At 53.4% G+C, this 15656-nt stretch carries 12 protein-coding genes; 2 read left to right on the plus strand and 10 right to left on the minus strand.

What is annotated here, in order from left to right; translation table 11 throughout:
* Positions 1-324: 324 nt before the first annotated feature.
* The 10 genes from ACYVBJ_RS06855 to ACYVBJ_RS06900 all read right to left on the minus strand — a co-directional run bounded on the left by ACYVBJ_RS06855 (position 325) and on the right by ACYVBJ_RS06900 (position 12916).
* Positions 325-651, minus strand: coding sequence for a hypothetical protein (locus ACYVBJ_RS06855; protein WP_460981551.1), 327 nt, complete (start codon positions 649-651; stop codon positions 325-327).
* Between the two features lie 186 nt (positions 652-837).
* On the minus strand, positions 838-1980 hold the full coding sequence (locus ACYVBJ_RS06860; protein WP_460981552.1) for an aldose epimerase family protein: 1143 nt from the start codon (positions 1978-1980) through the stop codon (positions 838-840).
* Positions 1981-2215: 235 nt separating this feature from the next.
* Complete coding sequence (locus tag ACYVBJ_RS06865; protein ID WP_460981553.1) at positions 2216-2377, minus strand: lmo0937 family membrane protein; 162 nt, start codon at positions 2375-2377, stop codon at positions 2216-2218.
* A gap of 248 nt (positions 2378-2625) precedes the next feature.
* Positions 2626-3978 carry a dihydrolipoyl dehydrogenase family protein gene (locus tag ACYVBJ_RS06870; protein WP_460981554.1) on the minus strand — a complete coding sequence of 451 codons (1353 nt, stop codon included), beginning with the start codon at positions 3976-3978 and terminating at the stop codon, positions 2626-2628.
* Entirely contained in the window at positions 3965-4099 is a 135-nt protein-coding gene (locus tag ACYVBJ_RS06875) for a hypothetical protein (RefSeq protein WP_460981555.1), read from the minus strand. The genes ACYVBJ_RS06870 and ACYVBJ_RS06875 overlap by 14 nt, the downstream gene beginning before the upstream one ends.
* Before the next feature lie 193 nt (positions 4100-4292).
* Complete coding sequence (locus tag ACYVBJ_RS06880; protein ID WP_460981556.1) at positions 4293-5747, minus strand: TolC family protein; 1455 nt, start codon at positions 5745-5747, stop codon at positions 4293-4295.
* Entirely contained in the window at positions 5725-8979 is a 3255-nt protein-coding gene (locus ACYVBJ_RS06885) for an efflux RND transporter permease subunit (protein ID WP_460981557.1), read from the minus strand. Before ACYVBJ_RS06885 ends, ACYVBJ_RS06880 begins: the two co-directional genes overlap by 23 nt.
* A 102-nt stretch (positions 8980-9081) precedes the next feature.
* A complete protein-coding gene (locus ACYVBJ_RS06890) occupies positions 9082-10218 on the minus strand; it encodes an efflux RND transporter periplasmic adaptor subunit (protein ID WP_460981558.1) in 1137 nt (378 codons plus the stop codon).
* A 431-nt stretch (positions 10219-10649) separates the two neighbouring features.
* On the minus strand, positions 10650-11993 hold the full coding sequence (locus tag ACYVBJ_RS06895) for a Gfo/Idh/MocA family protein (RefSeq protein WP_460981559.1): 1344 nt from the start codon (positions 11991-11993) through the stop codon (positions 10650-10652).
* 59 nt (positions 11994-12052) lie between these two features.
* Complete coding sequence (locus ACYVBJ_RS06900) at positions 12053-12916, minus strand: sugar phosphate isomerase/epimerase family protein (RefSeq protein ID WP_460981560.1); 864 nt, start codon at positions 12914-12916, stop codon at positions 12053-12055.
* 324 nt (positions 12917-13240) lie between these two features.
* Between ACYVBJ_RS06900 and ACYVBJ_RS06905 the strand changes: the two genes are divergently transcribed.
* On the plus strand, positions 13241-14620 hold the full coding sequence (locus tag ACYVBJ_RS06905) for a Gfo/Idh/MocA family protein (RefSeq protein ID WP_460981561.1): 1380 nt from the start codon (positions 13241-13243) through the stop codon (positions 14618-14620).
* Positions 14621-14747: 127 nt separating this feature from the next.
* Positions 14748-15653, plus strand: coding sequence for an SMP-30/gluconolactonase/LRE family protein (locus ACYVBJ_RS06910; protein WP_460981562.1), 906 nt, complete (start codon positions 14748-14750; stop codon positions 15651-15653).
* The last annotated feature ends 3 nt before the right edge of the window (positions 15654-15656 follow it).

Raw genomic sequence — 15656 nt, forward strand, 5'->3', positions numbered from 1 at the left:
TGTACAAGAAGAGCTAATAATCAACAAGAACAAATAGTATACGGTACGGTGCATAATCAGCAGTATATCAACAAAAGCAAAAGTTAAGCAAAGCTAAAGCTCTGTCATGCGCTACTGAAAATAACGGTTAAAATCTGGCGATCTCAATGTCTGAGTGCATACAAAAAATAGTCCACCGGGGCGGACTATTGTAAATTAACGGGAGTTATGAATAAAATGCTGACGCGCGATCCGTCGTTACGAGGACGCGCGTCAGCATTATGTTGCGAATGAATTGATTGTCTTAAGTGTGCCCTAACTCATTAGCTATCAGTTGCCAAAACGCTATAATATGTTCATGAGGATCATCGCTAAGTGAATAACGAAGCTAATCGCAAAGGTCGGGAAGATGACTTTCGCCGGCATCGCTGACAGCACCGGAACCAGCACCAGCAGGAAGCAAAGCATACTGGTTAAGAACTGCCAGTCGCCACCACCCAGATACGACAGCGTAAGGAGCAGAACGGGAGATAGCACACAACCCTGAATGGCAACGGCCGTACAAGCCCAGCCAAAGCGGTTAAACTCAGCGTTCTCAGCGAAATTTTTATAGACACTTAGCCAGTTTGAGTCGGTGGTATAAGCAGAAGACGAATGTGTGAGCGTTGCCATGATTGTCGTTGTTTGTAATTGTTGATACAAAGTAACAGCACGGCAGCCGGGGCAAATATGACGTTAATCAGCCCCCGAACTGATCTTCATACGTTTGGATGACTGGTTGATGTTGGCTGGTAACTTAATGTGAGAAGGCTGACGCAACGTAGCGGGGACACGCATCAGCTTTTTGTTTATGCCTACTTACTTTTTGACGGACAGTTTATAAACCGTTGTGCTTCGGTACGTATCGCCGGGGCGGAGCGTTGTTGTCGGAAACTCGGGGTGATTGGGCGAGTCGGGGAAGTGCTGTGTTTCCAAGCAAAGACCGTATCGACGGGTAAAGGCGACCCCTTCTTTCCCCTTGACGCGGCCGTTCAGGTGGTTGGCCGTGTACATCTGTACGGACGGTTCGGTGGTGAACATTTCCATAAACCGGCCGCTCGCCGGGTCCAGTACGGTAGCCCCTAACTTCAGCTTATTGGAGTTGTCAGCAAATACCCAGCAATGGTCGTAGCCATGTCCATAGCGAATCTGCGTATCGGTGGTATCGTTGATACGCATACCGACCGGCATTGGCTTTCTGAAATCAAACACCGTACCGGCCACAGGCTTTAACTCATCCGTCGGAATCTGCGTCGGATCAGTCGGCAGGAATTTGTCGGCGTTGATCATCACGACATGATCCAGAATGTCGCGTTTCATGCCACCCAGGTTAAAATAAGCGTGATTCGTGAGGTTTAAGACGGTGGCTTTATCCGTCGTAGCGCTGTAATCGATACGTAACGCATTGTCTTTTCGCAACGTATACGTAACCACTACGTTAAGCGTGCCGGGATAGCCTTCTTCGCCATCGGGTGAGGTATACTGTAGCTTCAGGGCGGGTTCGTTACCGCTAACCGGAGTCGCTGTCCACAGTTTCTTGTCGAAGCCAACGCGACCACCGTGGATGTGATTTTTGCCGTTGTTGCTGGCCAGCGTATACTCTTTGCCGTCGAGGGTAAATTTGCTGCCGCCGATGCGGTTGCCGAAGCGGCCGATGATCGGACCAAAGCTAGGGGTGCCTTTCAGATAGTCGGCAAAAGTGGGTACGCCCAGCACAATGTTTTCGGCTTTGCCGACTTTGTCGGGAGCCAGCCACTCCACAATGTAGCCGCCATAATTGGTAATCTTCACTTCCATGCCTGCCGCGTTCCGTAACGTAAACAGATGGGCTTCTCGACCATCGGGGAACAGACCGAATACTTCTTTTTCGATGCCGGGTTTATGGGGATTTGGTTCGGGATGCGAGAAGGACGGAGCGGAAATAAACAGACAAACGAACAGCAGCAGAGAAGCAGCATTCATGGGGCTAGACGAAAGAAAAGGTTAGTAAATCTGATAAACGAGCGCTGATCCGATAGCGTCCGCGGACTTAGCAGCAACTCTCCATTAGAAGCAGCCGAATCCCACCAATTACTCTTTCCAAGCCGCCAATGGCTGGAGATGACCGGTTGTTACGTATCGTTTGCTGCCGTACGTATACGACAAACGCCTGATAAGGTGTGTGGCTTATCAGGCGTTTCGGAAGAACAGACTGGAGTTAAATACCCCTGCCCTGAATGAGCCGCAAAATGACAGCGATAACGGCAATGACCAATAAAACGTGGATCAATCCACCCATGCCGAAGCTGTTAAAGCCTAAAAAGCCCAATAACCAGATGATAATCAGAATCACCGCAATGGTGTACAGTAAGTTTCCCATAATTGTATAGAACTTGATAGTGAACAAACTGCTTAACTACGAATAAGCGGCTTTAGCTAATAAAACTGACGGAACGGTTTTATAAGGTTGCCCTATATAGGAGATAAACAACAGTATCAGCCTGAATGAGGGTGCTCGTATCGCTCAGCTGAACGGTCTGCATTGACCTGTAACGGCACCTGGTCCCGGACGTCAGTAGAGCAGGAGTCTGGTTACTCACGGGACGTAACGAGGCCAGGCAACGCCTTCTAAAACTCGCCTAGCATTGACGACAAGCCCGACGCGTGACTGGGGTACGCAAAGAACGTATCGCTGAGTGCCTTTATGGGTATGGAGTGCCGGATGGCCAAGGTCAGTACGTTGATCAGTTCGTCGCTGCCAGCCCCCAGCAGGTGAGCGCCGACCAGTACGCCTGTATCCTCGTCCAGCAAGAGCTTGAAACCGGATACGGGCTCGTTGATCCGGCGCGACTCATACCAGTCTGTCGTTTCCTTGTAGGCAATCCGTATGTTACGGCCTGACTCTTTGGCGGCCGCTTCGGTTAAGCCTACGGTGGCCAAGACCGGCCAGGTAAATACCGCAGATGGTACAACACTGTCGGTAAACTCCTGATTGTTACCATGCAGAATGTTGCCGGCTACCAGTTCGCCTTCGCGGGAGGCCACAGGAGTTAAGGGTAAACCCCGGTCGGCCACATCCCCGCAGGCGTAAACGATCGGATTCGACACACTCTGTAAAAACGAATTAACGGTGATACCCTTGTCACTAAACGCCACACCGGCCTGATCAAGCGCTAAATTCCGGAGGTCGGCGGGACGCCCGGCAGCATGAACAACCAGCTTAGCTGGAACTGTGCGCGTTTGCTCCTGCTGCGTGAACTCAACCGACAGCGCTCCTGGCTCACCAGAAATTCCGGTGACTTTAGCATTTAACAGAACCCGAACGCCTATCGCTTCGGTGGCTTTAACCAACAGCCCCACTAAATCGGGGTCGAACCCGTTTAACGGCTGTTTACCCTGATGAATTATGGTGACCTTGGCGCCAGCGCGGGCGGCAATGTGCGCAAACTCAAACGCAATATAGCCGCCCCCCACCATAACAATCTCGTCCGGCAACTGCATCAAATCCATAAAGCCGGTGCTGTCGGTCAGAAGTTCTTCGCCTGGTATATCCAGCGGAGCCGGGTAAGCGCCCGTAGCGATAACAATATGGCCGGCCTGCAGGCGGGTGTCGCCGACCTGCACCGTGTCTGGCGACAGAAACCGGGCGGCTCCGTGAAAAGCCGTAATTCCTTCTTTGCTGAACTTCTCTTCCGTTCGGGCGGGTATCGGGTCGGTAAACGTTTGCTTGAAATGGATCAGCGCTGGCCAGTCAATCTTCGCTTCGGCAACGATTCCTTTCTGAAGCATCTGCGTAGATCGGGCCACCAATTCAGCCGCACCTACCAGAATCTTCTTGGGATCACACCCTCGTTGTGAGCACGTACCACCAAAGGGTAATTTATCGATAATGGCAACGGTTTTTCCAGCTTTTTTGAGTTCGTCGGCAGCGTTGCTTCCTGCTGAACCTGTACCAATTACAATTACATCAAATTGTTGCATAAGCCTGTTGTATGGACTGTTGATACGTACCGACCGCTCGTTCAGGATAAGGCTGCATCGAGTGGGCGGGTTGGTAGTGCTCGACACTTGCTGAGCGTAACGATGGGCAGTAATTAGCCATACGCGTAGTGCGAAAGCTCATTCAGGGTCTTTAACCAAACGCTCAAGCCTACAATAGGTTTAAACCAGGACCGACAACTGCGGCTAACCCTGTGTAATTCATGGACTCCCCCGCCGGAGCAGGGAATTAAAAAACGGCTGAGCCAAGTGGCTACAGCCGTTTCGATATCCATAGCCCATCAAAAAATGTAGGTTTAATTCCAGCCTCCGCCCAACGACCGGTACAAATCGGTTAGGGACAGGAACTGCGCTCGTTTAGTGTTTATCAATGCCAGTTCGGCTTCCAGTACGCTACGTTGTGCCGTAATCACTTCCAGATAAGATGCGTAGCCACTGGCAAACAAATCATTCGACGTAGTTACGGCCTGGCGGAGCACGTTTACTTCCTGCGCCTGTAGCTCCGCCACCTGGCGGTAGTTTTCAACACCGCGCAGACTGGTCGCTACTTCACTAAAACTGGTCTGAATCGTCTGGCTGTAGCGGAAGAATACTTCGCGGCTCTGCGCAACCGATCCCCGGTAATTTGCTTTCAAAAAGCGCCGGTTGAACACGGGAGCCGACAGGCCACCCAGCAAACCGGCCGCAATAGATGCGGGATTAACCAGCGTGGAAAGCCGAAAGGTGTTTAAGCCCGCATACGCCGACAGATTCAGGCTGGGCAAAAATTCGGCCCGCACTACGTCTACGTCTATATTAGCCGCCTGTAACTCAAGTTCAGCCTGCTGGATGTCGGGTCTGCGTACGAGCATCTGAGTTGGAAGGCCCGCTACGACCTGGCCGGGCAATTCGCGCTGCTCTAACGACTGGCCTCGTTGAATCGGCTGGGGGAAACGCCCGATCAGCCGGTTCAGTTGATTCTCGGCTTCAACGATCTGCTGCCGGATCTGCCCCCGCCGACTTTGCGTGTTTAACAACTGGGCCGAAAACTGCTGAACCGCCAGCTCGGTAACTCGCCCGGCCTGTTTCTGGATACGGACCAGATTCAGGGCGTTCTGCTGATAGTCAATGTTTTCCTGGATGATTTCCAGCTCGCCATCCAAAGCCAGCAGGGCGTAGTAATACCGCGCAACTTCGGCCACCAGCGACGTAATGACGGCATGACGACCTTTTTCGGAGGCCAGGAATCGGAGATAAGCCGCCTTGCGCCGGTTCCGGAGCTTGCCCCAAATGTCAATCTCCCAGGTGCTGCGGGCCCCTAGGAAAAACTCAGGGGTAGGGTTTGGAATCCTCAGATCACCCCGGATATTCTCCGACAGGTTCGTGTCGAAGTTACCCACCCCGTTTAAGGTGTTACGTCCGTACCGATCGACACCCGCTGAAGCTACAGCATTGATTTGGGGAGCCAGGAAGCCCCGGCTGTACTCGAACGTGGCCCGTGCCTGCTCGATCCGTTGGGTCGCAATGCGTAAATCCAGGTTGCCCACCAGCGCCGTGTCGATCAGCTGCACCAAATTAGGATCGGCAAAAAACGTGCGCCAGCTTTGACTGGCAATGCTCGCCGAGTCGGTCTGACCGGCAAACGAAACCGGCATGGGCCGCGTCGTGGGCGAAAGCAGGGTGCTGGGCACCTGACAGCTGTTCAACAACAGTAGGGCCGCAATACTATAGAAAAAGAGCCTTGTTAATTTATGAATGAACGATTGTGCCATTAACGTGAGGTTGGTTGGATAGTTGAACCGGGTCAACGTGGTTCTTTGATGAACCCGGCTCGGATGAACTGGGTTGCTTTGGGTCGTCATCGAGCGTCTGTTTCGACTGGAACCGCTGAGCCAGTTTGGCAAAGAAGACGTACAAGCCTGGAATCAGAATCAGCCCGAACAGCGTACCGGTGAGCATCCCCCCGGCCGCGGCTGTTCCGATCGAGCGGTTGCCCATGGCCCCGGCTCCCGACGCAATACAAAGTGGGATAAGACCGGCAATAAACGCGAACGAGGTCATCAGGATCGGACGCAGGCGGGATACGGCCCCTTCCAGCGCGGCCTCGATAATTGGCAAGCCTTCTTTCTGCCGCTGGTTGGCAAACTCCACAATCAGAATGGCGTTTTTACCCAGCAGCCCAATGAGCATGACCAGCGATACCTGCGCGTAGATGTTATTTTGCAGCCCCAGCATTTGCAGAAACAAAAAGGAGCCGAACACCCCGGTTGGCAGCGACAGCAGCACCGGTAGGGGCAGGAACAGGCTTTCGTACTGCGCAACCAGCAACAGGTACACGAACACCAGACAGATGGCAAAAATGTAGATGGCCTGGTCGCCCGACAGGACTTCTTCGCGCGTCATACCTGACCACTCGTAGCCATAGCCATTTGGTAGCTGCTTCTCGGCAACCTCCTGAATGGCCCGAATGGCATCGCCACTACTGTAACCCGGTTTTGCATCGCCGTTGATCATGGCCGAGGTATACATGTTGTAGCGGGTTATCTGCTCCGGACCGTACACGCGTTCGAGCCGCACAAAGTTGGAGTAAGGCACCATTTCGCCCTGCTCGTTCTTCACCCGCATGTTTAATACGTCCTCGGGTTTGGCCCGGTAGCTGGGCGCGGCCTGCACCATAACTTTATACATCTGCCCGAACCGGATAAAGTTCGACGCGTAGTAGCTACCCATCAGGGTTTGCAGCGTACTCATGGCGTTATCAATGGATACGCCTTTCTGAGCGGCTTTTTCCTGGTCGACGTGCAGCAGGTACTGCGGGAAACTCGGGTCAAAACTGGTGAAGGCATCGCCGATTTCAGGCCGTTTTTTCAAAGCCGTAATAAAGTCCTGCGCTACCTTGGCCGTTTTGGTGAGATCACCACTGCGGCTCCGGTCCAGCATCCGCAGCTCAAAGCCGCTGGAATTACCAAAACCGGGTACGGTCGGGGGCGGAAAAAACTGGATGGTAGCGTCGGTGATGTGTTTCGTTTCGTTTTCCAGCGTTTCGATCAGTTCCCGCATGGTGATTTTCCGCTCGTCCCAGTGCTTGAGGTTAATCATGCCCATACCATACGTAGCACCGGCTCCATCAGTGAGCAGACTGAAACCGGCCAGCGTCGATACGTTCTCGACGGATTCCTGCTTCGACGCTACCGCTTCGATGGCATCCAGTACTTTCTCGGTTCGGTCGACAGTAGCGCCTACGGGTGTCGTTACGTTCACGTAAATCATGCCCTGGTCTTCAGTCGGGATGAAGCCGCCCGGCAGGATGGTACTGACTCCCCAGGTGCCGACTACGAACAGCAGCAACAGCCCCCAGGTTATCACACCGCGGTTAACAATCCGGCGCAGCAGTCCCTGGTATTTGGAAGCCAGCGAGTCGTAGCCCCGGTTAAAGCTGGCAAAAAAACGTCCCAGAACGCCTTTCTTCTCGCCATCGTGGTGAATAGGACGTAGCAGCAACGCACACAACGCAGGCGTAAGCGTCAGGGCGTTGACGCCAGAAATGACAATCGAAATAGCCAGCGTCAGTGAGAACTGGCGATAGAAAATACCCACCGGACCGTCCATGAACGCGACCGGTACGAATACCGCCGACATCACGAGCGTAATGGCAACGATCGCGCCGGCAATATCGCCCATGGCTGCGAAGGTGGCCGCACGGGGCGAAAGCGGACCATCTGGCCCTGCCGATTCTTCCATTTTGGCGTGCACGGCTTCGACGACCACAATCGCGTTATCGACCACGATACCAATGGCCAGTACGAGCGCAAATAAGGTGAGCAGGTTGATCGAGAACCCGATCATGTTCATGAACGCGAACGTACCGACCAGCGCCACGGGTACCGCCAGAGCACAGATCAGCGTAGAACGCCAGTCCTGCAAAAAGAGGAACACGATAATGAACACCAGCACAAAGGCCTCGATCAGGGTCCGGATTACCTCGTGGATCGACGCGTCGAGGAAGCGCGATACGTCATAGGCGTAGTTATACGTCATGCCCGGCGGAAACGACGAGGCTTTCAGTTCAACCATCCGCTTTTTTACGTTGGCAATTACGTCGCTGGCGTTGGAGCCCGGCCGCTGTTTAAGCATGATAGCCGCCGAGGGACGCCCGTCGGTTTTCGAGAGCACTTCGTAGCTTACCGACCCGAATTCAACATCGGCCACGTCTTTCAGCCGCAGCAGCGACCCATCGGGATTGATGCGCAGGACAATGTTTTCGTATTGAGCGGGCTCGAAGAACTTACCCGTATAGCGCAGCACGTATTGCAGTACGTTCGCGTCGCTGCCCGAGCTTTCACCAGCTTTGCCGGGGGCGGCTTCTACGTTCTGTTTCCGGATACCGGCAACCACTTCGTCCGCCGATATTTCGTATACCGTCATGCGGTCGGGTTTGAGCCACACCCGCATCGAGTAGTCGCGGTTACCCATGATCGCGGCAAACCCAACGCCGTCGATTCGTTTCAACTCGGCCAGTACGTTAATATCGGCGAAGTTGTAAATGAATTTTTCGTCGACGCTTGGATCATCGCTGATGATATTGAGGTACAGCAGCATACTGTTCACCTCTTTTTCGGTGACTACACCCGCTTTGATTACTTCTTCGGGCAACTCATCGAGTACGGTCGTTACGCGGTTCTGCACGTTAACGGCCGCCAGATCGGGATCGGTGCCGACTTTAAAGAATACCTGGATGAGCGTGGTGCCGTCGTTCCCCGAAATCGACGTCATGTAGGTCATGTCGGGTACGCCGTTGATGGCCCGTTCGAGCGGAGTCGCCACGGCTTTCACGCTCACGTCGGCGCTGGCACCCGTGTATTTGGTAGTTACGGTTACCGAGGGCGGCACAATATCCGGGAACTGCGTAACGGGCAGGCTTGTCAGCGCCAGTACGCCCAGCAGGACGATCAGCACCGAGATGACCGTGGAGAGAAGGGGCCGCTTAATGAATGTGTTAAACATAACTTAGGAGTTTGTTCACGAGCCATAGCCCAAACCGACTGGCCAGTTACTGAGCGAACCAACCAGCCCTATCGGGTGCAGAACTCTAAAATGACCTGATGGCTAGCGAGCGGATGCGAACAGCGCTCTCAGTGTGTCGGTGGGTAAAGGGCGGGGAACGATCGTCATGCCGTCTTTCAGGTTTTGGATGCCTTCGTACACGACCCGATCGCCGGGCTTAAGACCAGATTTAACGATATAAAACTGATCCATGCGGCTCTGGGGAGCGAAACTGCGGGTACGAACCTTGTTGTTGGCATCGACTACGTACACGAAATTCTTGTCCTGCACCTCAAATACTGCCTTCTGCGGAACCAGCACGGCATCATCGACGTCGGTCGTTACCCGGATTTTGCCGGTAGCGCCGTGGCGAAGCAGCCGGTCGGGATTCGGGAAACGCGCCCGGAACGCAATGGTACCGGAGTTGCCTTCGAACACCGTTTCGGTGGTTTCAATAATGCCTTTGTGGGTGTAATGGGTATCGTCGGCCAGCAGCAGGTCTACCTCCCGAACCGTTGTCTTTTGGGGGTCCTGGCGTTTTTTTACAAAGGCCAGGTATTCTTTTTCCGATACGTTGAAATACGCGTACATCTCGCGCAGATCGGAGATGGAGGTCAGCAATGCGCCATTTTCGATCAGGCTACCCTGCTTAAAGGGCAGGCGGTTGATTACACCGTCGAAGGGCGCGCGGATGCTGGTGAGCGAAACCATAAGCCGGGCGTTGGCTAGTGCAGCCTTCGCCTGGTCGATCATGGCCCGGGCGGTTTCCACTTTAGACCGGGCGAGTTTGAGTTCGGAAGCCGAGATAACATTTTTGTCCACCAGCAGCTTTACGCGGCTCATCTCCACCTCCGACGATTGGGCCTGGGCAGTTGCGCTTTCTAAACTGGCCTGCGCTTCGGCTACTTTAACCTGGTACTCGGCTGAGTTCAGTTGAAACAGAAGCTGCCCTTTCCGAACGGGCCGACCTTCGTCCACCAGAATTTTATCGAGGTAGCCCGAAACCCGGGCCCGAACCTCTACGTTCTGCACGGCTTCGAGATTACTGGCGTAATCATGGTCGAGGGTTGCATCGTGCCGGGTCAGCTGGATAACCGGGATTGCCGGATCTGATTCGGTTTGTTTTGTCTCGCTCTGGGCAGTACAGCCAGCCAGAAAAGCGCCCACAAACACTATTTTTATACTTGCGCAAGAAGCCATAGGGGTCGTTTGAAAACGGGTTACTTCTACGAAGCCCTGAGGGTTGATACGGGGTGTGTTCAGGAATTTCGTTACGTTGCAAGTACCAAACTTTTAATAAAGATCAGCTTAGAAAAATCTTAGAATTTGCTTAGAATAAGCTCGTTAATGAAGGGCTAACCGGGAAAAAGACAAAAAACTACAACCTTTATCATATATCTCGGAAACACGCCGGAAAGCGCGTAGTGACCGACGATTAAATTGAACGATAAACCCTTGATCGGGTTGGCAGAATATGTACGGCAGACGACGTACTGGTTTGTCTGAAACTACGGACATTGCCAGTCACAACTGACACCGGTTCAAACCATACAAAATAAACCAGCAAGGCCCGAAGAGTTTGTCTTCGGGCCTTGCTGGTACGTGACTAAAATCGGCTTGGTTTATCGGCTTCAAATCTTAGGCTCCCAGCCTTTTTCGTAGTCGCGTCCCCAGAGTTTCATGGCTTCCTTATCCTGAATGTGGCCGTTTTTAGGGTCAACATTGAGCGATTTGTTCGTACGGTACGCGATGTTCGCCAGATGGCACAACAGGGTGCTCTTGGCTCCTTCGTCGATAGGGGAGGCCTGCTTCGCTTTGCCCCGAATGGCCTCAAAAAAATTGACGACGTGCCGGGTGGTCATGTCGCCCCCACCGCCCAGCGCGGTACCGGCTTCCGTACCGGCCGACTTACTGTCTTTCACGGCTTTGCCTTCGCGGTTAAACAGCGTATAGCCATCGCGGTCTACGTAGACGCTGCCATTGCTGCCGTAGATGATGGTGCCCCGGTCACTGCCGTAGGTTTTGTGACCGTTGCGGCTTTTGCCATCCCACTTAATGATTTTGTTGCCGGGGAATCGGAACGTAGCGTCCATGGTATCGTACACCGCCCAGCCGTCGTTCGGAAACGTTCGTTTGGCAGCCTCCACCGTTACGTACTCCGGAAAGTCAACCTGCAGCGCCCACCGGGCCACATCCAGTTCGTGGGTAGCGTTGTTGCCGCTTTCGGCGGTGCCGTAGTGCCAGCCGTACCAGTGCCAGTTATAATCCCAGGTGTCATGCGTGTATTCCATCCGGGGGGCAGGCCCCTGAAAAAGATCCCAATCCAGCCCGTCGGGAACGGGGGCTTTCTTCGGAACGGGTACTTCACCCCGCGCAGCGGCATAAAAAGCGACGGCTTTGTACGGCGTGCCAATGGCCCCGTTATGAATCTGGTTGATGACATCAATGGATTCGAGCGCTGATCGCTGCTGATTACCCATCTGGATCACCTTCCCGTATTTTTTCTGGCATTCGGCCAGAATTTCACCTTCACGCGGATTATGACTGCACGGTTTTTCGACGTACACGTGCTTGCCGCCCTGCACGGCCATCCAGGTACCCGGTGCGTGCCAGTGGTCGGGGGTAGCAATAAACAAGGCATCCACCTGCTTGTCGGCTATCACCTTCCGAACGTCGTTTTCCTGCTTGGGGGTATACGTAATGTGCTTGGAAAACTTCTGCACCGCCGATTCGCGCTGCTTCTTCATGACGTCGCACAGGTACACCAGTTCAACGTTGCTGTCCTTGCGCCCGATGGGGTCGTAGTAAGCCCCCAGTCGGCGGCCTAACCCAATGATCGCTACGTTGATTCGTTCGTTTGCGCCGATGATTTTTACGTAGCTCTTGGCCGACATCCCGTTGGCTAATCCGCCCACGGTAATCCCTGCGGTACCTAACGCGGCTTTTTTGATAAATTCTCGTCTTGACGTATCCACTCGATTGGAGGAGGTAATGGGTTAATAAGTAAGCCTGAAGCTGTGGTTTATTTGCTGTATTAGACTTTTCGCTTGCCCGATCTGGACGTATCGCAAACGCCTTTGAAGTAGCCGATCGATTCGGCAATGCCCGCCAGCGGATCTTTCATGTCTTTCTCGTATTCGAGACTGCAACAGCCATCGTACTTGATTTTACGCAGCATCGCCACAAAAGCCGGTATGTCGATAACGCCCCGGCCCAACTCGCAGGTCGTGCCTTCTTTCGACGCTGCGGTAACGTTTTTGAGGTGAATGTCGAAGATGCGTTTGGCGTACTTCTCCAGGTCGGCGATCGCGTCGTTGCCAAAGCGCGTATCGTGGCCCATGTCAAAGCAAAGCCCAATTCGCGCGTCCAGGTTCTTAACGGCGTCAATAACGGACGAGGCATTGGGCCACAACTTAATGTCCGGTCCGTGGATGTGAATCGCGTAGCGCATGTCATATTCTTTCACCTTTTTGTCGACGTACGGCAGCAGTTCGGCATTGGGAACGCCAACAATCAGTTTCACGCCCACGCGTTTGGCATAATCAAAGGCGTTATCCACTTCCTGCGTTGTTTTCTGATAGATCGGCCCGACCGCGTAGCCAGTAACTCCGGATTTTTTCAGCGTGTCGTGAAAAGCGCTGATCTGTTCGGCGGTGCTATTGTAAGGCAGATGAAAATCTTTGATGCACAGGTAGTGAACATCTACTTTCTTCATCATCTCCAGCGCCTGGTCCAGCTTGAAATGCACGAAGCTATAGCCGGCGATACCCAGTTTAAACAAGTCTTCACCCGCCGGAGGGCCAACGCGTGGGGCGTTGGCTAACGCCAGGGCCGGACTGACAGAGGCCAGGGCAACGGAGCCACCGGCTTTTTTTAGAAACACTCGTCGGGTTGTCATATCATTGATTGGTAAAGGCATTCATTGTCATTCTTCCATGAAGACGACACGGGCTTATTTTCTACTTACCAGACGGCGAATCAACCCGTCGCCCCGGGCAGGAACGTAACGGGCTGGAGCAGACTCCGTAAACCCGGGAGCAACGTAATGGCCATATCGAAATCAGCGTTTAATCGCCTTTGCCGCGTGTTGCCATGGAAAATCGTATCGGCCCAAAAGAGTATTTGCCACCCCTGGCCGTCTTTTCAATACGAATCAAGTACCACCTGTCGGTCCGGGCCGTACTGACAGCACGTAGCGAAACTTTTTGAACCCTTTACTTCAATGCCTTATTTCACCATCGACCGGCGTCAGTTCCTTCAGGGGGCTACGGCGTCACTTGCTTTAACCGCGCTTGGCGCTAATGGCATGGGCCTTAGCAAGCCTGAGAAGACGTACCGTGTAGCTCTGATTGGAACGGGCTGGTACGGAAAAAGTGACTTATTACGCCTGATCCAGGTGTCGCCCGTTGACGTGGTTGCGTTATGTGATGTGGATAAAAATATGCTCGACGACGCGGCCAAGCTGGTGAGCCAGCGCCAGAAATCGGGTAAAGTGCCGAAGCTCTACGGCGATTACCGCAAGATGCTGGCCGAAAATCAACTGGATATTGTGGTGATCGGTACGCCCGACCACTGGCATGCGCTGCAAACGATCGATGCGGTTAAGGCCGGAGCCCACGTATACGTACAGAAGCCGATCAGCGTGGACGTACTGGAAGGCGAAGCCATGGTCGCGGCCGCCCGTAAATACAATAAAGTGGTGCAGGTCGGTACGCAGCGGAAAAGTACCCCCCACCTGATCGACGCCAAAAAGAACATTGTCGATGCCGGTTTGCTGGGTAAAATATCGCACGTCGAGATGTGCTGTTACTTTCCCATGCGGGCCAATGGCAATCCGGCCGAGCAGCCGGTACCGAGCTTCCTGGATTACGAAATGTGGACCGGGCCGGCTCCGTTACGTCCCTACGACGGCCTGCCGCACGTTCGCTGGTGGCGCACGTTCAAGGAATACGGAAATGGTATTGTAGGAGATATGTGCGTACACATGTTCGATACCGCCCGCTGGATGCTGAAACTGGGCTGGCCCAAACGCATTTCCTCAACGGGGGGTATCTACGTGCAGAAAGAGGGGAAATCGAACATATCCGATACGCAGTCGGCGATTTTCGAATACGACGGGCTGAACTGCGTATGGCAGCACCGGTCGTGGGGGGGGCCTAACAATCCCGAATACCCCTGGTCACTGACGCTTTACGGCGATAAAGGCACTTTATGGGCCAGCACCATGCAGTACGACTTTATTCCGCTCGGCAAGGAAGGGCAGAAAATCCATAAGGATGTTGTCTACGAAAAAGAGAAATACCCGGAAGATCTGACCGAACCAACCAATCCGAAGATCGAGCTGAACGCAGCCCCGGCGACTCGTCTGCACATGATCAACTTCCTCGAAGCCATCGAAAATGGTGGCCGACCTGTGGCGGACATCGAAGAGGGCCATATCTCGACGGCGAGCTGCATCCTGGCAAACGTATCCATGCAAATCGGGCGGCCAATCGTGTATGATCCGAAAAAGCGGGAGATTGTGGGCGACAAAGAAGCAAACAACCTGTTGCAGCGGCCTTATCGTCAACCCTGGAAACACCCCGATCCGAATCGTGTCTAACACGTAGCGAACTCGTATCGTACCCGGCCCACTAGCCTGAAAACGATTTTCAGGCTAGTGGGCCGAAGAGCGTAAATACCTTATCCGTTTACCGCGTTCTGGAACGCACTTCGTTGTCTTCTCATTTATGAATCATGTTAAAAAAGTCGGTTTGTCGATAGCCGCGCTGGCCATCTCGTTGCAAACGTTCGCCCAGCGGGTCGACTCCGTGAAGGTGGTTATGCCGGGTGCTACGTTGAAGCAGGTCTCGAATCAGTTTACGTTCACCGAAGGGCCCGCCGTCGATAAAAAAGGCGTTATCTTCTTCACGGATCAGCCGAACGACAAAATCTGGAAGTATGATACGGACGGAAACCTGTCGGTATTTATGGACAAAACCGGGCGTTCCAACGGGCTGTATTTCGATAAGAAAGGAAACCTGATCGCCTGCGCCGACGCCAAGAATGAACTGTGGTCAATCAGTCCCAAAGGCGACGTAACGGTGCTGATGACCGATTACCAGGGTAAGAAACTGAACGGGCCGAATGATTTATGGCTCGACGCCAAAGGCGGTATTTACTTCACTGACCCTTATTACCAGCGCGACTACTGGGAACGTAAAAAGCCCGATATGGAGGGACAGAAGGTCTATTATCTGGCGAAAGGCAAACGGGAACCCGTCGTTGTCGACAGCGATTTAATGCAGCCGAACGGTATTGTGGGGTCTGCCGACGGCAAGTCTCTGTACGTAGCCGACATTCGGGCCAACAAAACGTACAATTACCAGATCAATCCGGATGGAAGCCTGACAAACCGCCAGTTGTTTGTTCCGCAGGGCTCCGACGGCATGACGCTCGATAATCAGGGAAATCTGTACCTGAGCGGCCGGGGCGTTACGGTCTATGATCCGGCCGGTAACAAATTAGGCAATATACCTGTACCGTCCCGCTGGGTTGGCAATATCTGTTTCGGTGGTAAAGATCGTAATACATTGTTTATCACCGCTTCCGAATCTGTCTATACATTGCCCATGCAGGTGAAAGGCGTCGAGTAAACA

It is taken from the genome of Spirosoma fluminis (assembly GCF_054778895.1).